This is a genomic window from Pontibacter sp. BAB1700 (genome assembly GCF_000277005.1).
Lineage (GTDB): Bacteria > Bacteroidota > Bacteroidia > Cytophagales > Hymenobacteraceae > Pontibacter > Pontibacter lucknowensis.
Genome location: NZ_AKIS01000084.1, coordinates 1 through 18,480 on the forward strand (window position 1 = coordinate 1; position 18,480 = coordinate 18,480).

At 51.8% G+C, this 18,480-nt stretch carries 20 protein-coding genes; 11 read left to right on the forward strand and 9 right to left on the reverse strand.

From position 1 onward, the window contains the following. Positions 1-78: 78 nt before the first annotated feature. Together mtgA and O71_RS10525 are read left to right on the forward strand one after the other, a co-directional pair. Positions 79-774: a monofunctional biosynthetic peptidoglycan transglycosylase gene (gene mtgA / locus O71_RS10520; RefSeq protein WP_237717806.1), complete on the forward strand. Its 696-nt coding sequence runs from the start codon at positions 79-81 to the stop codon at positions 772-774. Then, complete coding sequence (locus tag O71_RS10525) at positions 761-1,255, forward strand: DUF4440 domain-containing protein (RefSeq protein WP_007656376.1); 495 nt, start codon at positions 761-763, stop codon at positions 1,253-1,255. The genes mtgA and O71_RS10525 overlap by 14 nt, the downstream gene beginning before the upstream one ends. 172 nt (positions 1,256-1,427) lie before the next feature. On the opposite strand, the gene O71_RS10530 is transcribed toward O71_RS10525, so the two are convergent. The 4 genes from O71_RS10530 to O71_RS10545 form a co-directional block, all read right to left on the reverse strand. Further along, the gene (locus O71_RS10530; protein WP_007656377.1) at positions 1,428-2,567 is read right to left on the reverse strand and encodes an App1 family protein; all 1,140 of its coding nucleotides are present in this window, start codon (positions 2,565-2,567) and stop codon (positions 1,428-1,430) included. Between the two features lie 57 nt (positions 2,568-2,624). Beyond that, entirely contained in the window at positions 2,625-3,461 is an 837-nt protein-coding gene (locus O71_RS10535; RefSeq protein WP_007656378.1) for a M48 family metalloprotease, read from the reverse strand. 217 nt (positions 3,462-3,678) lie between these two features. Continuing rightward, positions 3,679-6,528 carry a pitrilysin family protein gene (locus O71_RS10540; RefSeq protein ID WP_007656379.1) on the reverse strand — a complete coding sequence of 950 codons (2,850 nt, stop codon included), beginning with the start codon at positions 6,526-6,528 and terminating at the stop codon, positions 3,679-3,681. An 89-nt stretch (positions 6,529-6,617) separates the two neighbouring features. Next, positions 6,618-7,028, reverse strand: coding sequence for a hypothetical protein (locus O71_RS10545; RefSeq protein WP_007656380.1), 411 nt, complete (start codon positions 7,026-7,028; stop codon positions 6,618-6,620). 139 nt (positions 7,029-7,167) lie between these two features. Between O71_RS10545 and O71_RS25595 the strand changes: the two genes are divergently transcribed. Together O71_RS25595 and O71_RS10550 are read left to right on the forward strand one after the other, a co-directional pair. Continuing rightward, positions 7,168-7,488, forward strand: coding sequence for a hypothetical protein (locus tag O71_RS25595; RefSeq protein WP_237717803.1), 321 nt, complete (start codon positions 7,168-7,170; stop codon positions 7,486-7,488). Next, positions 7,410-8,234, forward strand: coding sequence for a DNA topoisomerase IB (locus O71_RS10550; RefSeq protein ID WP_237717804.1), 825 nt, complete (start codon positions 7,410-7,412; stop codon positions 8,232-8,234). Before O71_RS25595 ends, O71_RS10550 begins: the two co-directional genes overlap by 79 nt. A 241-nt stretch (positions 8,235-8,475) precedes the next feature. Here O71_RS10550 and O71_RS10555 read toward each other — a convergent pair whose 3' ends face one another. From O71_RS10555 to pgi, 4 genes are read right to left on the reverse strand one after another with little or no spacing between them, the layout of a single operon-like run. After that, positions 8,476-8,904 (reverse strand): hypothetical protein, encoded by a 429-nt coding sequence (locus O71_RS10555; RefSeq protein ID WP_007656385.1) that lies wholly within the window; start codon positions 8,902-8,904, stop codon positions 8,476-8,478. A gap of 38 nt (positions 8,905-8,942) precedes the next feature. Further along, positions 8,943-9,119, reverse strand: coding sequence for a hypothetical protein (locus O71_RS23860; protein WP_007656387.1), 177 nt, complete (start codon positions 9,117-9,119; stop codon positions 8,943-8,945). Further along, a complete protein-coding gene (locus tag O71_RS10560) occupies positions 9,119-10,075 on the reverse strand; it encodes a hypothetical protein (RefSeq protein WP_007656389.1) in 957 nt (318 codons plus the stop codon). The genes O71_RS23860 and O71_RS10560 overlap by 1 nt, the downstream gene beginning before the upstream one ends. A gap of 47 nt (positions 10,076-10,122) precedes the next feature. After that, on the reverse strand, positions 10,123-11,772 hold the full coding sequence (gene pgi / locus O71_RS10565; protein WP_007656391.1) for a glucose-6-phosphate isomerase: 1,650 nt from the start codon (positions 11,770-11,772) through the stop codon (positions 10,123-10,125). 226 nt (positions 11,773-11,998) lie between these two features. On the opposite strand from pgi, the gene O71_RS10570 reads away from it, so the two are divergent. The 7 genes from O71_RS10570 to O71_RS10590 all read left to right on the forward strand — a co-directional run bounded on the left by O71_RS10570 (position 11,999) and on the right by O71_RS10590 (position 17,286). Further along, positions 11,999-12,184 carry a hypothetical protein gene (locus tag O71_RS10570; RefSeq protein WP_007656394.1) on the forward strand — a complete coding sequence of 62 codons (186 nt, stop codon included), beginning with the start codon at positions 11,999-12,001 and terminating at the stop codon, positions 12,182-12,184. Between the two features lie 109 nt (positions 12,185-12,293). After that, on the forward strand, positions 12,294-13,040 hold the full coding sequence (locus tag O71_RS10575) for an HAD family phosphatase (RefSeq protein ID WP_007656396.1): 747 nt from the start codon (positions 12,294-12,296) through the stop codon (positions 13,038-13,040). 31 nt (positions 13,041-13,071) lie between these two features. After that, entirely contained in the window at positions 13,072-13,668 is a 597-nt protein-coding gene (gene otsB / locus O71_RS10580) for a trehalose-phosphatase (protein ID WP_202800215.1), read from the forward strand. Next, the gene (locus O71_RS26500) at positions 13,668-13,892 is read left to right on the forward strand and encodes a trehalose-phosphatase (protein ID WP_202800216.1); all 225 of its coding nucleotides are present in this window, start codon (positions 13,668-13,670) and stop codon (positions 13,890-13,892) included. The genes otsB and O71_RS26500 overlap by 1 nt, the downstream gene beginning before the upstream one ends. Then, complete coding sequence (locus O71_RS24610; protein ID WP_202800217.1) at positions 13,885-15,033, forward strand: hypothetical protein; 1,149 nt, start codon at positions 13,885-13,887, stop codon at positions 15,031-15,033. The genes O71_RS26500 and O71_RS24610 overlap by 8 nt, the downstream gene beginning before the upstream one ends. Next, the gene (locus O71_RS24615; RefSeq protein ID WP_237717807.1) at positions 14,985-16,286 is read left to right on the forward strand and encodes a glycosyl hydrolase family 65 protein; all 1,302 of its coding nucleotides are present in this window, start codon (positions 14,985-14,987) and stop codon (positions 16,284-16,286) included. The genes O71_RS24610 and O71_RS24615 overlap by 49 nt, the downstream gene beginning before the upstream one ends. Before the next feature lie 61 nt (positions 16,287-16,347). After that, complete coding sequence (locus tag O71_RS10590; protein WP_007656398.1) at positions 16,348-17,286, forward strand: 1-phosphofructokinase family hexose kinase; 939 nt, start codon at positions 16,348-16,350, stop codon at positions 17,284-17,286. Positions 17,287-17,342: 56 nt separating this feature from the next. On the opposite strand, the gene fbaA is transcribed toward O71_RS10590, so the two are convergent. Continuing rightward, entirely contained in the window at positions 17,343-18,413 is a 1,071-nt protein-coding gene (gene fbaA / locus O71_RS10595) for a class II fructose-bisphosphate aldolase (protein ID WP_007656399.1), read from the reverse strand. Positions 18,414-18,480 lie beyond the last annotated feature (67 nt).

Sequence of the window (18,480 nt, forward strand, 5' to 3'; positions counted from 1 at the left end):
CACTTAGCTTTGCGCACTTATTTTCAACCTCTTAAAATGAAGAAGAAACGGCTGGGCTTTCGCGAGATCAGGCTCGTCATGACAAAGCTTTTGCTGAGCCTCGTGCTCCTGAGTGTGCTATGGGTATTGGTATACCGTTGGGTGGCTCCACCTGTAACGCTGCACATGGTCAAGCGCCGTGCTGAAGCCGGTGTGGCAGGCAAGGAGGATCCTGCGATCAGGTATAAATTCGTGTCGTTGGAGGAAATGTCGGACCAGTTGCCGTTGGCTGTGGTGGCGTCGGAAGACCAGCTTTTCCTAGAGCATCATGGCTTCGATTTCAATGCCATTGCCGATGCGTTTAAACGTAATCAGAAGGGGACCAACATCAGAGGGGGGAGCACCATCAGTCAGCAGGTGGCCAAGAACGTGTTTCTGTGGCATGGCCGGAGTTACCTGCGCAAGGCTGTGGAGGCTTATTTTACTTTTCTGATCGAAGTGCTCTGGGGCAAACAGCGTATTATAGAGGTATACCTGAACATTGCGGAGATGGGGGATGGGGTGTTTGGTGTGGAAGCGGCCTCTCAAAAGTACTTCAACAAACCGGCATCGCAGGTTGGTCGTCAGCAGGCGGCACGTCTGGCGGCGGTCCTTCCCAACCCGATCCGGTATTCCGCCGGTCGACCTTCGGCTTATGTGCTGGGCCGACAGTACCGCATAGCCCGCGCCATGGGCCGACTGGGCGGAACTACTTACATCAAAACCATACTTCCTGAGAAAGATGAGAAGAAATAAGTTAATCTATGCGCTGGTCCTGGGTATAGGCCTGTCGACCGCAGCCTGTCAGCAGCAGGAGGAAAAGCAGGTGGAGCTTGACGCCAATGCTCCTGTTACACAGAACACGGCGGTGGCAGAAGCCCAGGTGCGCAACATGCTGGCCTCACAATCAGCTTGCTGGAGCCAGGGCGACCTCGACTGCTTTATGCAGGACTACTGGAAGTCGGACTCCCTGCTGTTTGTGGGCAAGAGCGGCCTGACCTACGGCTGGCAAAAGACCCTCGACAACTACCGCAAGAGCTACCCTGATCCGGCCGCCATGGGCAAGCTGACCTTCAACCTGAAGGAAATGCGCCACTTGTCTGCTGACCACATGCTGGTAGTAGGCCAATGGCACCTGCAACGCGAAGCCGAACTGGGCGACCTGCAAGGACACTTCTCCATTATCCTGAAACGCTTTCCCGACGGTTGGAAGATCATAGCAGACCATTCGAGCTAGTCAAGTTTGAGAGTTTAGGAGTTAATAAGAGGGATGGAATGAAAGGTTTAATGATTTCAGGTATACCCTTCAACTATAATATTTTAAAAGCGGAAGGCCTGCTCCATAGCAGGCCTTCCGCTTTTAAGCTGTAAATTAACTCTCAAACTCTTCAACTCTCAAACTCCTAAACTTATTCATCTCCCGCGGCATCCACTTCTGTTTCTCTGGCGATCTCTGGGAGTTCTTCTGTGAAAATGTAGCCGCATTGGGCGGCGTGTTCGGCGGCTTCGAGTGTTTCTTTCACAAGCACCATCTCCACTTCTTTGTTGTCTTTGAATTCGTCGAAAATGGTGACTACTTTTTTGGTGTGCTTCTCGATGTTGACGTCCCGTATGTAAATGGCCAGTACACGGCCGGGATGCTTTTTGACCACTTCTGCATAGATCTCGGCATCCTGCTGCCCACTGTCACCGATCAGGATGAATTTGAGCTCCGGGTAAGTGATCAGAATATTTTCGATCTCCTTATACTTATGGCTCATGTGATCGGAGGCGCCAAGCTTGCTTTCATCCATTCCAAAGTCACGCAGCAGGAGGGGACCTTGTGGGATCTCGTTCAACTCCAGGAAGTGGTAGAGCAGGTCATAGGTGTTCCAGGGACTGCTCGATACGTAGAAAAAAGGATTATTGCGTTTTCCGTTTCGCCCTAGCTGCAGTGATTTGTAAAAGGATGAAACACCATGGAAAGGTATACGGGAGTGGGCATTATTAAGCAGTACGTTCCGGCCTGTCTGCAGCATACTGGTGGCACCGGTTCGCACAATGGTGTCGTCGATGTCGCTGATAATGCCATACTCTGCATCAGGTGGTGGTACCAGTACATGCGCCTGGGCCTTTACCGGCCCCTCAAAGGCTACAGGGGAGTCTGTTAGCGTTATGTTGATCGTATGCCAGATATCATCGAGTACCAGTGGCTTTTCGGGAGCCAGGTTCATGACGAAATAACCTTCTACATCGGTGGTAATCTCGTGCTTCTGATCACCCAGGCACAACTCTACCCGTGCCCCCGGTATTTCGCGACTGTTAAAGCGCTTGTACATGTTTAGAATGTTCTCCCACAGGGTATCGTTCTCTTCTGACACGGTTATGCCTTTATCAACCAGCACACGGCCTTTTACATACAGTCGGTTGGGGGTTCCGTAGCTTCGGTAGGTCATAATGTGCAGCGGGCCGAACATATTGAGTTTGCGGCGCAGATTGAAAGTTAGGGTATCAAACTTTTCCTCAACTTTTAAGACAGCTTTCGCAGCAGTGTTTTTTATTTTTTTCATAGTCTGCAGGTATAGGTTGTGAACAGAAAGGCCTGCCCTGCGGCAGACCTTTGCTGGTTATAAGTTCAGGCTTCTTTTCAGTTCATTGAAGTCCGTGTTAGCGGCCCCGTCAGTGGAGCAGTTGCGCTGCCGCGCCTGCTGCTGTATGTTCTCAATGCGGTTGTCCGGGTTGGGGTGCGTGCTCAGGAACTCAGGCGGATTGCTGCCCTGCGCCTGGTCGTTCAGCTTCACAAAAAAGCCCGCTGCTCCATCGCAGGCGTAATAATCGGTGCCGTCCAGGTAAACCACAGAGGCGTTGTCGGCTTCGGTTTCCGCACCGCGGCTGAAACGCAGACCTGCCAGTGTACCTGCTAACTGACCTGCTATCTGCTGTAGCGTGCCGGCATTGTTGCCCAGCGCTACCGAAAGCAGAATGGCGATGCCATACTCACGCTGTAGCTGCTGTACGCTGTGGCGCTTGTCGGCGTGGGCTATCTCATGGGCCAGTACTCCGGCAAAATGGTCTTCGTCATCCAGAAACTTCATCAGGCCGGTATACACGTAAATGTGCCCTCCGGGTGCTGCAAAGGCATTCAGGGTCTCACGGTCGTCGATGATCTTCACGGACCAGACAAACTCGTTTCTGTATTTGATCTCCCCGGAGTTGAGGACCCGGTTCACGATGCGGTCGAGGTGGGTATAGGCTTTCTGTACATTGGCGTTGTTAGAGTTGCGCTCCAGCAGTTTGCCCTGGGCGCGGAAGGTGGAGTCCACTTGCTGCGATACCTGCTCACCTAGTCGGATGTCGTCCTGGGTGGAGAAGATCACCCCTTCATTGTCTTTGCAGCTACTCATGAAAAACACACTGACAAAGACAAGCAGCCAGGGTGCCGTACGATTGATATACTTCATCATAAAATTTAGAGTGATAAAATGTATTTAAGCTATGCGAAGGTGTAGCCGTTATCAGCCTCCTTCGGTTTGCTTAAAACTAACGCATATAGATTTTAGTATGCGCTTACGGATTAAAAATAGCCTTGGTTGGAAGGAGAGGGTTGGGGGATGTTCTGAGAAAATAGTGCAAATAAAAAAGCCCCTGAATTTCAGAGGCTTTTTCCAAGTGTAGTATGGTCTATTTTACGGATGAGGTACCTACGGGGTTGCCGTTGGTATCCAGCTCCACTACGTCGTAGCTCAGCTTCTGCAGCTCAGGCAACACTGTTTTCTTGTCACCCACCACCACGATGTGCATTTTGTCGGCTGGCAGGTGCTTGGCTGCCAGGGCGTCGATCTCCTGCTTCGTGATGTTGTTCAGTATCTGCGTCTGCTTGCTTACGTAGTCCTTCTTCAGGTCGTAGCGCAGGATGCGGCCCAGGAAATTCGCCTTTTGTGCAGGCGTCTCGTACTGGCGGGCATCTGACTGACCGATGGAGTTCTTCATGAACTGAAGCTCTTCTTCAGTAATGCCTTTGGTTCTGTAATCGTTGATCTCTTTCATGAATTCAACTACAGAAGCGGCAGTGGCATCGGCACGTACGCCAGCAGAGGCTGTGTAAGGACCAGCGAAGCGGCTACCACCGAAGCCTGAACGGGCACCGTAGGTATAGCCTTTATCTTCACGCAGGTTCAGGTTGATGCGGCTGTTGAAAGCACCACCCAATACAAAGTTCATCAATGATGTTCTGTAGTACTCACCGGTCGCGTCATAAGGCTGGGCCACGTAACCAATTCTGATCTCTGACTGTGCTGCGTCTGGCTTATCTACGAAGTAAATTTTAGTACCCGCAATTGCTGGAGCTTTCACATCAGCAGGAATGCTTACGTTTTTCTTCTTCCAGTTTTTAAGGAATCCCAGTTTGCTAACTATTTCCTTTTCGTTGATGTCGCCCACGATCACCAGCTCAGCTCCTGTAGGCGTGAAGTTGGCAGCGTAGAACTGCTTCACGTCGTCCAGCGTGATGCTGCTCACCGACTCCGTAGTTCCTGAAGTCGGGATAGCCATAATGTGGTTTTCGCCATAAAGCAGTTTGTTGTACACGCTGCTGGCGATGGCCGTTGGCTGTGTGCTCTGGTTTGCTATGCCTTCCAGCTGCTGCTTTTTCAGACGCTCAAAGTCATCGGCGGCGAACTTAGGACGGAACAGGCGCTCTTCGAGCAGAACGAGTGTCTTGTCCAGGTTCTTCTTCAGCGACTGCACCGTTACATAGGTATCTTCTGTACCGGAGCCGATGCGGATAGAGCTACCCAGTTTATCGAGCTCGTTAGTGAATGCTTCTGACGTGTAGTTCTCAGTGTCCTCGTTCAACAGGGATGCCGTAAGTGAAGCTATACCTGCTTTTCCAGGATTCTTAGCTAACAAACGGTGTCCACCAGGAATAGTCAGCTGCAACGTAACAGTTGGTATCTCATCAGACTTGGTGCCGATCACTTTCATACCGTTCTTAAACTTCGAAGTATAGAAGTTCGGTACGCTCACAGCTTTTGCCTGACCCGCTACCGGGCGCTTGCTGCGGTCAAAAGAGTCAACTGCCTTGGTATAGCTCAGGCCGCTGTAGTCCTGTGGCTGCGCCACTGACACGTTGGTGTCTACAGTATAGTTATCGGCTTTGGCTACCATCTCAGGTTTGCCTTTTGGCACTACGCTCAGGATAACGGCATGCTTGCCCTTGATGTACTGGTTGTACACACGCTTCACGTCGTCTTTGGTTAGCGCGTTGATGCGGCGGATTTCCTCCTGCAGGTAGTTCGGGTTGTTGCGGAAGGTTTCGTAGGCTGCCAGCTGCGAAACTTTGCCGCTCACACTTGCCATACGATTGATCAGGCTCGACTCGGCAGAAGCCTTGTAGCGCTGAAGGTCTTCGTCGGTAACACCACGGGTTTCAAACTCAGCGATCGACTTGCGCAGAAGCTCCTCCATTTGTGCCAGTGTGCTGTTTGGATACGCCATGATGGTGATGCCAAATTCGCCAGCCAGCTCAGAAGTAGAGTTGAAGGCAGATGCCTGCATGGCTTTCTGCTCTTTTACAAAGTTTTTGTAGAAGATAGAGTTACGGCCCTGTCCCAGGATCTCAGCCAGTACGTCCAGTGCATGCTCGTCTTTATGACCAGCTTCAGGCACCGGGTAGGTCATGCGCAGCATCGGGAAGCGGATGTTGTCTTCGTAAGAGATGTAGCGGTCAGAAGTAAGAGAGGCCAGCATTGGTTGCATGTCCTGAACGGCAGGGCCGGCAGGTATAGAGCCGAAGTATTTCTCCACGAGCTTCACCACATCAGCCGGATTTACATCGCCGCCTACAGTTACAGTGGCGTTGTTAGGTCCGTACCAGCGCAGGAAGAAGTTTTTCAGGTCGTCAACGTTCACACGGTTCAGGTCCTCGATGTAACCAATCGTAGTCCAGGAGTAAGGGTGACCATGCGGGTACAGGTGCTGCGATGTTTTCTCGTACACCAGACCGTAAGGACGGTTGTCATAGTTCTGACCACGCTCGTTCTTTACAGTTTCGCGCTGCACCTCAAATTTCTTCTGAGTTACAGCGTCGAGCAGGAAGCCCATGCGGTCAGCCTCCAGCCACAGAGCTGTTTCCAACTGGTTGCTAGGCACGGTCTCGAAGTAGTTGGTGCGGTCGCGGTTAGTTGTACCGTTCAGCGTGCCACCGGCATCCGATACGATTTTGAAGTGTTCTTCGTCGGCCACGTTGTCGGAGCCCTGGAACATCATGTGCTCAAAGAAGTGCGCGAAACCAGACTTGCCTACCTCTTCGCGGGCAGATCCCACGTGATAGGTTACGTCCACATGCACTACCGGATCGGAATGATCTTCGTGCACGATCAGGGTAAGGCCATTGGCCAGTTTGTACTTTTCGTAAGGTATAACCAGCTCATCGCTTTTCTTGGTTACCTTTTCCACGAGTTTTGTCTGCGCCTCGGCTGCACTGACCACACTGGCCGTGAGCACGATACTCAAACCGATTTTCTGAAGCATATTAGTCTTTTTAGGTGAACGATTGGTCTTGTGTTAGGACCAATATAACACATAAAGGTTTAATGCTATAGAAAAATATAGACGAATGCCTATTTTGTCTCGGCAAACACTTGTTTAGCGAACATAACAGACACTGCCAGCGTCAAAAGCGCGACTACCAGCATGGCCGTAGTGAGCAGGAAAGCCATACCTGCCGTTTGGGTAGAATTAGGCTCCGGCGCTTCCTGCACCATCTCCAGCAGGCGGATAAAATAGGTGCCGGATCGCCAGCCCAGCAGCAGCGTCAGCAGACCGGCCTCGGCAGTACCCAGCAAAAACCCCCAGCGCTGGCGGCGGTTCAGAAAGTGCCCGGCAACCAGGGCCAGCAAACCACCGGCTATACCTGTGATAAGCGCAGTGCGGGCCTGCTCACCCGCCACATCAACGGCTACGGCGCCACAGCCCAGCATGAACACGCCAAAGAAGGCGTAGAGGTAGGAGATCTGTTTATGTATGGTCATGGTATATCTTTATCGTGGGGCAAATATAAGGGTAAATGTTGAGGAGGTATAAGCAAAAGCGGGTGCACGATCTTTGGGGCGAATAACTTTTGCACAAGATTGAAGTATTATGGGCAGGAGGCGCCTAATGCCTCAGCAGATGACGAAGAAAGAACTACATAATTTATATAAAGATCCTGCCCTCTCGGCCGAGTGGGCGGGGTTAATCTATACCTCTGACGAAAAGCCGGGCATCACCCGCAAGAAAGCCGGTACCGGTTTCTATTACCTCAACCACAAGGGAGATAAAGTAACAGATGAAAAGGCGCTCGAACGAATCAAAAAACTGGTGATACCGCCCGCCTGGACCGAAGTATGGATTGCTAAATCAGCCGTGGTCATTTGCAGGCTACGGGTAGGGACGACAAAGGGCGCAAGCAGTATATTTATCACCCTGAGTGGCAAAAAGCCCGCAACCTGACCAAGTTCGGCCGCATGATCACATTCGGAAAGTCGCTGCCCGCCCTGCGCGAACAGGTACAGCAGGACATCCAGTCCCGCAAGCTGGACAAGCGCAAGGTGACGGCCCTGGTGGTGTCGATCATGGACAATGCGCTGATTCGGATCGGGAACCGGGCCTACGCTAAGTCAAATAAGTCCTATGGCCTTACCACACTGCGCGACCGTCACGTGACCTTTAACGGCAGCACCGTTACTTTTTCGTTTGTAGGCAAGAAGGGGGTGGAGCAGAAGATCGACCTTAAGGATCGCCGACTGGCGCAATTAGTCAAAAAGTGTAAGGACATTCCGGGCTACGACCTGTTTCAGTATTACGACGAAGACGGGGAGCGGCAGACACTTGAGTCCGGCGACGTGAACGAATACCTGCGGGATGTGACCGCTCATGATTTTACGGCAAAGGATTTCAGGACCTGGGGCGGCACTGTGCGCATGGTGGAGTGCCTGGAGCGGGTAATCGACGATAACCCGGAGATCGATAAGGAGAAAGGTATAAAAGAGGCAGTGAAAGAAGTGGCGAAGGGCTTGGGAAATACACCAACTGTTTGCAGCAAATACTATATCCACCCGGAGGTAGTAAATCTATTCCGGGAGGACAAACTGCTGGGCTTCCTCAAAAAGCACGACCCCACCAAGTCAAAAAACAAACACCTCAGCAGCATGGAAACATTCGTGCTGAAGATGCTGGAGAAAAGTTTGAAAGTTTAGAAGTTTGAGAGTTTAAGAGTTGGGGAATTTAGTTTGAGGAGACATCTTTTAGCCCAGTTCTGCTGATTTTATTGGTAATAGACCTTAAAGGAGAAATCTGAATTTTTAACACAAAGGTAAAGCTTCAGATTTCTCCCTTTGGTCGAAATGACACGGAAATGCTTTAGTTTATACCATTGGATGATTGTATGTTATAATAGGTCTATACCTCTAAACTCTCAAACTCCTCAACTCCTAAACTTCAGTTGCCTTCCCGGTCGTATGCGTGCACTCTCACATCGCGGGTGGTGCGGTCTTTAGCCTCAGTGCCGAATTCGATTTCGTTGCCGCGTTCGGTGTCGTAGATGTGGGTCATTTTACGCCAACCTTTTACAGACGATCTGTCCGTGATTTCATCTTCTCCTAGTCCCCCATATACATCTACCAGTATACCTTCTGCTACGTCGCCTTCCAACAGGAATTCATCATCTCCGCTAAGACCGTGCAGCGTGATCTTTTCAGTCTCTTTTCTGAAGAAAATGCGTTGGTACAGCACCTTCTCAGGTATACCGTTTTGGGTAGGACGAATTAAGATGACTTCAGTGCGATCATCGTCCAGTCGTTTAACTATAAATTTATCGCGCTGGTCGGTACCGGCGATGGTCACATGCCTGGCCAGGATTCCGTACATTTCTTCGGCTACCTCCAGTAATTGGTTGCGCCGGTTTTTCAGGCTCTGGATAGAGCTTTCTCCCCTGAGGCGAAAATGGGGGGAGGCAGGTTTCTGACTGCTTTTTCGATGGTTTGATCTGTGAGCCTGCGCTTTAAATCCTCTGCTATTGCCACCCAATCCGTGCGGGTAAGTTCATGCAGCAGGCGCTCGTCTATAAACTGAGCATTGATCATCAGGCTTTCACATCTTTGATTTTGGGTCCGAAGGAGTTGAACTTGCGGGCCATCAGTTTGCTGGTGGCGATGAAAGGTATAATCCCGTCGTTCATTTTCAGGAATACCTGATCCCGGTCTTTGGGAATGGGTTTATACCTGATATCCTTTGGTCCTTCCTGATAAGCCGCCCAATCCCATTGTCCCTTGTGGCGGTCCCAGTCACCGACCAGCACATCCAGCAGTCGGGCGCGGGCAAAGGCCTTCTGGTCGAAGTGGTGTGTGTTGGTTTCATAGCGGTTGCGCAGGGCATCATCTGAGCCTTCAAAACCTGCTACGTCTCCGAACATACCCAGCGTGTCGGCTATACCCTCAAACTTCTCTTCGAGCATGAATACCTTACCCTGCACCGCCCCGGCATGTTCTCCAAACAAAGTATCGTTGGTAGGTACATAGTAGAGGGTTGGAGAGGTATGGTAAATCCCGGCGGCTTTGGCTAAGTCAGGTATGATCAGGGCACCATAGGGAGTGGCAGAGGAGGTTTGATCGCGCAGTATATTGGTGACAAAGGTGGGACGCCAGAATTTGGCCAGCACCAGCACCGGGTCTTTGTCGATGGAGCGGAAAGCGTAAGTGCGACCGAGGCTGTCCTGAAGGTGAAAGCTGCTGGTCTGGTAGCCGCCCCCTTTTTTAATGACCTCCATCCCGCCGTTAACGCGTGACAGATCGAACACGGGAAGTTTTACAGGAGTAGTCCAGCTGTCGCGATGGTGACGGCCCCAGAAGAGGCGATGCAGCCAGCCGCGTTCGTAATGGCGACCAGCCACGACCCATACGCTGTCAGTGCCAGCCGGGGGCAGATCATGCTCTCCCGGCTGCACCAAAGCGTCTTGCTGGTAAAAATCATTGTCGGCGCAACTGCTCAATAATAGAGTGAGAAGCAGCAGAAGCGCCGTTTTAAGGTATAGGTGCTGCATAAAGTATAGATACCATACTTAAACGCAGCACCGTTACAAGGTTTTCGCTATTTTCGTTTTTGTATGTAGTAGCCGATCAGACCGGCGGTGGAGCTGTCGTGCTCAGCCTCCTTGTTGCCCAGTATTTCCTCTTCAATCGTACCAGCCAGTTGCTTGCCCAGTTCCACACCCCACTGATCGAAGCTGTACAAGTTCCAGATCACCCCCTGCACAAAGGTCTTGTGCTCGTACATGGCAATCAGGCTGCCTAGGGCATGTGGCGTGAGCAGGTCGAACATAATGGAAGTAGAAGGTTTGTTACCTTCGAATACCTTATGCGATACCAGCTGCTCCAGCTCTTCACCGGCCATCCCTTTCTTTTCCAGCTCAGCCCGCACCTCTTCTTCGGTTTTACCTTTCATGAGGGCCTCCGTCTGGGCGAAGAAGTTAGAAAGCAGCATGGGGTGGTGCTCACCGATCGGGTTGTGGCTGTTCACCGGAGCCAGGAAATCAGAAGGTATAAGCACTGTGCCCTGGTGGATAAGCTGGAAGAAAGAGTGCTGCCCGTTGGTACCGGCCGCTCCCCAGATCACCGGCTGCGTCTGGAAGTTCACAAACTCGCCGTTGCGCATAGCCGTCTTGCCGTTGCTTTCCATCTGCAGTTGCTGCAGGTACTCCGGCAACAGGCGCAGGTACTGGTCGTAAGGCAGCACGGCATGCGACTGCGCCTCAAAGAAGTTGGTGTACCAGATGCTCAACAGGGCCATCAGCACCGGTATGTTCTGGCGCATCGGTGTATTTTTCAGGTGCTTGTCCATAGCCTCTGCGCCACGGAGCAGTTCCTCAAACCGGTCATATCCTAGGGCGCAGGCTACTGACAAACCAATGGCTGACCAAAGCGAGAAACGTCCGCCTACCCAATCCCAGAAGCGGAAGGTATTTTCAGGAGCAATTCCGAACTTAGAAACCGCCCCCGTGTTGGTAGAAAGGGCTACAAAGTGCTTGCTCACATGCGCCTCGTCCTTGGCAGTTTCCAAAAACCAACTGCGGGCCGTGTGGGCATTGGCAATGGTTTCTTTCGTCGTAAACGTTTTGGAAGCGATGATGAAAAGCGTCGTTTCCGGATCAACTTTGCGCAGCACCTCTGCAGCATCGGTGCCGTCCACATTGGAGATGAAGTGTACCTCAATGTCCGGCTTCTGGTACTTCTTCAGCGCCTCTGTCACCATCTGCGGACCCAGGTGCGAACCGCCTATACCTATGTTCACCACATGCCTCACTTTTTTGCCCGTAAAGCCCGTCCACTCGCCGCTATGCAGGCGGTCGCAGAAGTCCTTCATCTGGCGCTGCACATCCCGCACTTCCTCCAGCACATTTTCACCTTCTACCAACAGCTCCTGATCCGTGAAATTGCGCAGGGCGGTATGCAGCACAGCGCGTCCTTCTGTGGCGTTGATTCTCTCGCCGCGCAGCATGCTCTCGATGGCGGCAGGAACCTTCGTTTCCTCTGCCAGTTGGATCAGCAGATCCAATGTCTCTTCGGTGATGCGGTTTTTGGAGAAGTCGTACAGTGTGCCGTCCACTTCAAAGGAAAACTTTTCGAAGCGCTGCGGATCAGCTTTAAACAGATCGCGCAGGTGCTGATCTTTTAGCTGGGCGAAGTGATCTTCCAGTTTTTTCCAGGCATCGGTCGTGGTCGGGTTGTCGGTGTGTAGCATGTTTTATTTTGTATGATGGTTACGGCTGAAACTACTCTGAAAGCTCCTGCAAGGTTGTTTGAATGAGCAGGATTTAAGGCTTAAAGATACAGTATTTTGGAAGCCGGGCTCGCAATCGGCATCATTTAACTTGTAGCTGCGTAGGTTTAAGATTGAAAAGTCTGATGCGAGGCTTTACAGTTTACGCACCAGGTTTATCTGAATTACACATTTTAACTTACAGATTATGAAAGAGGAAAAGGATCAACCCACTGATAAAAATTCTCCTAAAGCAAAGATACTGCGCGAGGATGACGGGAAAAGGACACCGCCTACCCATGCGAAATATGTAACCGGCGGACAGCATCTCTCAACCCGGCCGGAGCAGGGCCCTGACGTACCACCACATGAGCGCACAGAAGGTATTCCGTAGGGATAAATAATCCGCTTGAACTGAATGACTTCAGCTTGCAGTTGAGCCATTCAGTTCGGGCAGCTTATCACTTCCCTGGTATTCTTTCTTTTAAACTAACCAACGAACTATGAGTACCCTCCAGCAATTACTTCAGGACAAAAATATAAAAGCGCTGATTTTGGATCTCGATGGTGTCATTACACAAACAGCCCGGGTACATGCCCAGGCCTGGAAACGGATGTTTGATTCGTACCTGAAACAAAGAGGCGAGAAAGAAGGAAAGCGCTACGAACCACTCGATATTGAAACCGACTACAGGGAACACATTGATGGCATCCCGCGCTACGATGGGGTGCGCAATTTTCTGACCTCCCGCGGTATTACTTTGCCGGAGGGCACACCAGAAGACGAAGAAGGCGATGAGACGATTGGAGGACTCGGGAATCTGAAAAACATGTACTTTCAGGAATTGCTGAAGCAGGAAGGCGTGGATGTATACGAAGACACCATTGCCTGGCTGAAGCGACAGAAGCAACACGGCATGCGGACGGCTGTGATATCGGCGAGTAAAAACTGTGTGGATGTGCTGCATGCCGCAGGTATAGAGCGGCTTTTTGAAGAGCATGTGGATGGACTGCAGTCTGCTGAACTGGGACTGAAAGGCAAACCGGCGCCCGACATCTTTTTAGAGGCAGCCCGCCGGCTAGGTATAGCGCCCGGGGAGGCGGCTGTGTTTGAAGACGCACGCAAAGGCGTAAAGGCTGGCAAAGCCGGTGGTTTTGCGCTGGTGGTAGGGATAGACCGTCACCACGATGCTGAAGGCCTGCAGGCAAATGGCGCTGATATTGTCATCAAAGAATTTCCCAAGGTATAAACCGCTTTTTCGATATCCCTAATCCAACACTATGATACAGAAACGTGAGGCCCTCGAAATTCCTTCGGCCCTCAACCAACTGAATGAACTCAAAGCACAGTTTCAGGGCAAAACGCCCGCTATCTTCCTTGACTACGACGGCTGTCTGACACCCATTGTGCAGCGCCCTGAAATGGCTGTGTTGACCGACGACATGCGGCTGGCCCTGCAGGAGTTGGCTACTGTCACGAAGGTGGCCGTGGTGAGCGGCCGCGACCGGCAGAATGTGGCCGAACTCGTGCAGCTTGACAACTTGTACTATGCCGGCTCGCACGGTTTTGATATAACTGGTCCGGGAGGTATGGCCTCGGAGCCGGGAGGTGCCAAAGCCGCCCTGTCCGCTCTTGACAAAGCAGACACCATGCTTCAGGAAAAGCTCAGACAAGTGGAAGGAAGCCAGGTCGAACGCAAGCGCTACGCCATTGCGGTGCACTACCGAAACGTGGCCGACGATCAGGTAGAGACGGTGCGAAAAGCTGTGGATGAGGTGCTCAACTCCATGCCGGAGCTGAAGATTGGCTTAGGGAAAAAGATTTATGAGCTCAAACCAAATATTGACTGGCATAAAGGTAAGGCGGTAATGTGCTGATGGAAGAACTGGGCCTGAGCAAGGGTAACTATATCCCGCTCTACATTGGCGACGATATAACCGACGAGGATGCTTTCGCTGAGCTGCAGGGACAAGGTATAGGGATACTGGTAGGTGAGCATGATGACAAGACGGCTGCTACCTACCGTCTGGAAAGCGTGGACGAAGTGCGTGTTTTTCTGGAAGACCTGACAGACACCATCAAAAAGATAAACCATGGCTGACTGGAGCATCATTTATGATAAGTGGGTTCCCAAAGAGCAAACCCTGCGCGAAGCACTCTGCACCTTAGGCAATGGCTACATTGCTACCCGTGGCGCATTCGAAGAAGCCCGTGCCGAAGCAGACATTTATTATCCCGGTACCTACCTGGCCGGTGGCTATAACAGACTTACCTCCGAAGTGGCCGGCAAGGAGATCGAAAACGAAGATCTCGTGAACTGGCCTAACTGGCTTCCTGTTTCCTTCCGGCAGTCCGGTGAAGAGTGGTTTCATATGAGTAATGTGGAGGTGCTGGATTTCAAACAGGAGCTGGACATGAAACACGGCACACTTTGTCGCACAGTGTATTTCCGTGATAGCAAAGGCCGTGAGTCCAAACTGAATACCCGCCGCATCGTCAGTATGGCCAACCCACACCTAGCGGCGCTGGAGTGGCAAATGACACCCATTAACTGGTCGGGAGAAGTGGAGTTGCGTGCCGCCCTGGACGGACGGGTGATCAACAGCGGCGTAGCCCGCTATCGCGCACTCGCTAGTCAGCACCTGGAAACCTTGGATCAGGGGCAGTATGATGAAGAATGTATGTACCTGGTGGTGCAGACAGTGCAGTCTAAAACGCGTATGGCGCAGGTAGCCCGCACGCGGGTATACCTGAACGGCGACGCCAGCGGAATTATGCCTCAGACCAGAATCGAGCAGGGTTATGTGGAGCATCAGTTTAAGCTGGAGGCTATCGAAGGCCAGCCGCTTCGCCTCGAAAAGAGCGTGCTTCTCTATACCTCACGCGACTGGGCCACCTCCGAACCTTTGCTGGATGCCTGTGTCAACATCACAAGGCAAGGGAATTTCGAGAAAGCACTGGAAGTACACAAGCGGGCATGGCAGCGGCTCTGGAACCGCTGTGACCTCGACACGGCCTGCAACAAGAAGGTGCAATCGGTTTTGCGGCTGCACGTGTTTCATCTGCTGCAAACTGTTTCCGGCCATACCGTTGACCTCGACGTAGGGGTGCCTGCCCGTGGCTGGCACGGAGAAGCTACAGAGGACACATTTTCTGGGACGAACTGTTTATTTTTCCTTTCCTCAACCTGCACCTGCCCGCCATTACGAGGGAGCTGCTCATGTACCGCTACCGCCGCCTGAACGAAGCCCGAAGCGCTGCGAAAGAGTCGGGTTACAAAGGGGCGATGTTTCCGTGGCAAAGTGGCAGTAATGGCCGTGAGGAAAGTCAGGTCATTCACCTAAACCCTCAATCCGGGCGGTGGTTGCCGGACAACACTTACCTGCAGCGGCACATCAGTTCGGCAGTGGCATACAATGTTTGGAATTACTACCAGGCCACCGAAGACATGGATTTCCTCAGCTATCACGGCGCTGAGCTGCTACTGGACATCGCCCAGTTCTGGTCTACCATCGCCACACTGAATAAAGATACCGGGCGCTACGAAATCCTGCATGTGGTGGGGCCTGACGAATACCATACCGAGTATCCTGATTCAGACGAAATTGGCCTCAACAACAACGCCTATACCAATGTACTGGCTGTGTGGGTGATTCAGAAGGCGCTGCAACTGAAGGAAGTGATCGATGACTCCCGCTTTGAAGAGCTGCTCACCAAGCTGCACCTCACCCCGGATGATCTGACACGCTGGGAGGAGATCAGCAGGCGGATGTATGTTCCTTTTCTGGAAGACACGAAGATCATCGCGCAGTTTGATGGCTACGATCAGCTGCAGGAGTTCGACTGGGACACATACAAAGCCAAATACGGTGAGGCCATGCGACTCGATCGCATTCTGGAGAGTGAAGGTGACAACGTGAATAAATATAAGGCCAGCAAACAGGCAGACGTGCTGATGCTTTTCTATCTGTTTTCGTCTGAGGAGCTGCTTTCTATCTTCAAGCAACTCGACTACGACTTCAAGCCCGAGAGCATACCTGATAACATCGCCTACTACGAACAGCGCACCTCTCACGGATCCACTCTAAGCAAGATCGTGCATGCCTGGGTGCTGGCCCGTTCAGACCGCAAGCGTTCCTGGGCTAATTTTGAAATGGCTCTGATGAGCGACCTGGAGGATATACAGGGTGGCACCACGGCCGAAGGCATACACCTGGGTGCCATGGCAGGTACGGTAGACTTAGTGCAACGCGCCTATACCGGCCTCGAGATCCGCGATGATGTGCTGTGGCTGAACCCGGTGCTTCCTGATGAGATGCCCTGCCTCAACCTGCAGCTGCGCTATCGGGGACATTGGCTGCAACTGAATATTACCACCAGGAAAATGATCATCACGTTTGACAAAGGCTGGTCCAAAGAAGTAAAAATAGGGGTCCAGGGCGAAATCTATACCTTCCGGACAGGTGATCAAAAGGAATTTGATATTCAACGCTAAAGTCAATTAAGGCTTGGGTTGTACCTATACCTGCCTCGGAACCTATTATACCTGAAGAAGCATGCATAAAATTCTAACCATCACGATCAATCCTGCCTTAGACAAAAGCACCCATGTGAAGCGGGTGCTGCCTGAGAAGAAGCTCCGCTGCGACGAACCAGTTTACGAGCCGGGGGGAGGTGGCATCAATGTTTCGCGCGCTATCCGTAAACTGGGTGGAAGCTCCTGCGCCTGGTTGCTCTCCGGAGGACCTGCTGGTGAAAAGCTCTGTGACCTGCTAAAGGAAGAAGGTGTGGAATATTGGTCTGGCCAAACCAAAAGCTGGACCCGTGAGAACCTGATGGTCATGGAGGATAGCACCGGCGATCAGTTTCGTTTCGGCATGCCCGGTCCCTACATTGAGGAGTCGGAGTGGCAGCAGGTGCTGGATAAACTGGAGAAGTTGGAGCAGGTACCCGAGTATGTGGTGGCCAGTGGCAGTCTTCCTCCAGGTGTGCCCGATGACTTTTACCTCCGGATGGCGGTGATCGCGCATGAGCGCAATTTCAAGTTGATCGTGGATACTTCGGGTGAGGCTTTAGTGAAGGCGGCAGGAGAGGGGCTATACCTGATTAAACCAAACCTGGGTGAGTTGGCGAAACTGGCCGGAAAAGACCACATATCAGCAATGGAGCAGGAAGAGTTCGCCATGCAGGTGCTGAACGAGGGCAAGTGTAAGGTGCTGGTGGTGTCGCTCGGCCCTCGCGGTGCCATGCTGGCGTCCAAAGAATCAGGTATACACTATGTGGTACCGCCTACCGTAAAGCAACAGAGCGCCGTCGGGGCAGGTGATAGCATGGTCGCTGGCATCGTGATGAGTTTGCTCAAGGGTTGTCCGCTGGAGGAAGTGGTACGTTACGGAGTAGCCGCCGGCACCGCCGCGACCATGTCGCCAGGATCTGAACTTTGTCGCAAAGAGGATACCGAGGAGATTTACCAGTGGTTAATGGAGCATAAGTAGTAAATAAAAAAGGGTGAAGCTCTCGCCTCACCCTTTCTATTTATAATTCATACTGATTAAGCATTGCGATTCACACAATTCAAATCTTCAAACGCCTCTTTCAGTCTGGCGATGAAGTTCTCCTCGCCTTTGCGCAGCCATACGCGTGGGTCGTAATACTTCTTGTTTGGAGAGTCAGCACCATCCGGATTGCCGAGCTGGCCTTGCAGGTAGTCCTTTTTCGACTCGTAGTAGTTTTTCACACCATCCCAGAAAGCCCACTGCATGTCGGTGTCTATGTTCATTTTGATAGCACCATAACCGATCGCTTCCGTGATCTTGGCTTTCTCAGAACCTGAACCACCGTGAAATACGAAGTTCACTGGATTATCGCCTGTACCGAATCTCTCTTTGATGAAGTCCTGTGAGTTTTTCAGGATCTCAGGGCGCAGCTCTACGTTACCCGGCTTGTACACGCCGTGCACGTTGCCGAATGCTGCCGCGATCGTGAAGCGGTCGCTTACCTTTTTCAGTTCTTCGTAGGCATAAGCCACCTCGTCAGGCTGGGTATAGAGACGGGAGCTGTCCACGCCGGTGTTGTCCACGCCGTCTTCCTCGCCGCCGGTCACGCCGAGTTCGATCTCTACGGTCATTCCGATCCTGTTCATGCGCTTGAGGTAGCTGGCGCAGGTCTCGATGTTTTCTTTGATCTCTTCTTCAGACAGGTCGAGCATGTGAGAGCTGTAAAGCGGCTTGCCGTGCTGCTCGTAGTATTTCTCACCGGCGTCTAACAGACCGTCGATCCAGGGAAGCAGTTTCTTAGCAGCATGGTCAGTGTGCAGCACTACAGGTACGCCGTAGGCTTCGGCCATCAGGTGCACGTGCTGGGCACCGGAAACAGCGCCTGCAATGGCGGCTTTCTGATTGTCGTTCTCAAGGCCTTTGCCTGCAAAGAATGTGGCGCCACCGTGCGAGAACTGAATGATAACAGGTGAATTAAGCGACTTGGCTGTTTCCAGCACAGCGTTGATAGAGTTGGTGCCAATCACGTTAACGGCTGGCAGTGCAAAGTTATTCTCATTGGCATACTTGAACAGCTCTGTAACTTCATCGCCGAACAAAACCCCTGATCTGAAACGTTTTTCCATGAATGTTTAAGTTTTATTTCGATTTGAAATTAAACATAAATTAGTTCTAAACCGAAAATAGATGGCA

Bases quoted from the DNA above. Each gene is read 5' to 3' on its own strand.
- O71_RS10555 (WP_007656385.1), bottom strand. From the start codon at position 8,904: ATGTACGGAATCCTGGCCAGGCATGTGACCATCGCCGGTACCGACCAG.
- O71_RS24610 (WP_202800217.1), top strand. From the start codon at position 13,885: ATGGCTGACTGGAGCATCATTTATGATAAGTGGGTTCCCAAAGAGCAA.
- O71_RS10590 (WP_007656398.1), top strand. From the start codon at position 16,348: ATGCATAAAATTCTAACCATCACGATCAATCCTGCCTTAGACAAAAGC.
- mtgA (WP_237717806.1), top strand. From the start codon at position 79: ATGACAAAGCTTTTGCTGAGCCTCGTGCTCCTGAGTGTGCTATGGGTA.
- O71_RS10535 (WP_007656378.1), bottom strand. From the start codon at position 3,461: ATGATGAAGTATATCAATCGTACGGCACCCTGGCTGCTTGTCTTTGTC.
- O71_RS25595 (WP_237717803.1), top strand. From the start codon at position 7,168: ATGACGAAGAAAGAACTACATAATTTATATAAAGATCCTGCCCTCTCG.
- O71_RS10575 (WP_007656396.1), top strand. From the start codon at position 12,294: ATGAGTACCCTCCAGCAATTACTTCAGGACAAAAATATAAAAGCGCTG.
- O71_RS10570 (WP_007656394.1), top strand. From the start codon at position 11,999: ATGAAAGAGGAAAAGGATCAACCCACTGATAAAAATTCTCCTAAAGCA.
- O71_RS10545 (WP_007656380.1), bottom strand. From the start codon at position 7,028: ATGACCATACATAAACAGATCTCCTACCTCTACGCCTTCTTTGGCGTG.
- O71_RS26500 (WP_202800216.1), top strand. From the start codon at position 13,668: ATGGAAGAACTGGGCCTGAGCAAGGGTAACTATATCCCGCTCTACATT.
- otsB (WP_202800215.1), top strand. From the start codon at position 13,072: ATGATACAGAAACGTGAGGCCCTCGAAATTCCTTCGGCCCTCAACCAA.
- O71_RS10540 (WP_007656379.1), bottom strand. From the start codon at position 6,528: ATGCTTCAGAAAATCGGTTTGAGTATCGTGCTCACGGCCAGTGTGGTC.
- O71_RS23860 (WP_007656387.1), bottom strand. From the start codon at position 9,119: ATGATCAATGCTCAGTTTATAGACGAGCGCCTGCTGCATGAACTTACC.
- pgi (WP_007656391.1), bottom strand. From the start codon at position 11,772: ATGCTACACACCGACAACCCGACCACGACCGATGCCTGGAAAAAACTG.
- fbaA (WP_007656399.1), bottom strand. From the start codon at position 18,413: ATGGAAAAACGTTTCAGATCAGGGGTTTTGTTCGGCGATGAAGTTACA.
- O71_RS10525 (WP_007656376.1), top strand. From the start codon at position 761: ATGAGAAGAAATAAGTTAATCTATGCGCTGGTCCTGGGTATAGGCCTG.
- O71_RS10560 (WP_007656389.1), bottom strand. From the start codon at position 10,075: ATGCAGCACCTATACCTTAAAACGGCGCTTCTGCTGCTTCTCACTCTA.
- O71_RS10530 (WP_007656377.1), bottom strand. From the start codon at position 2,567: ATGAAAAAAATAAAAAACACTGCTGCGAAAGCTGTCTTAAAAGTTGAG.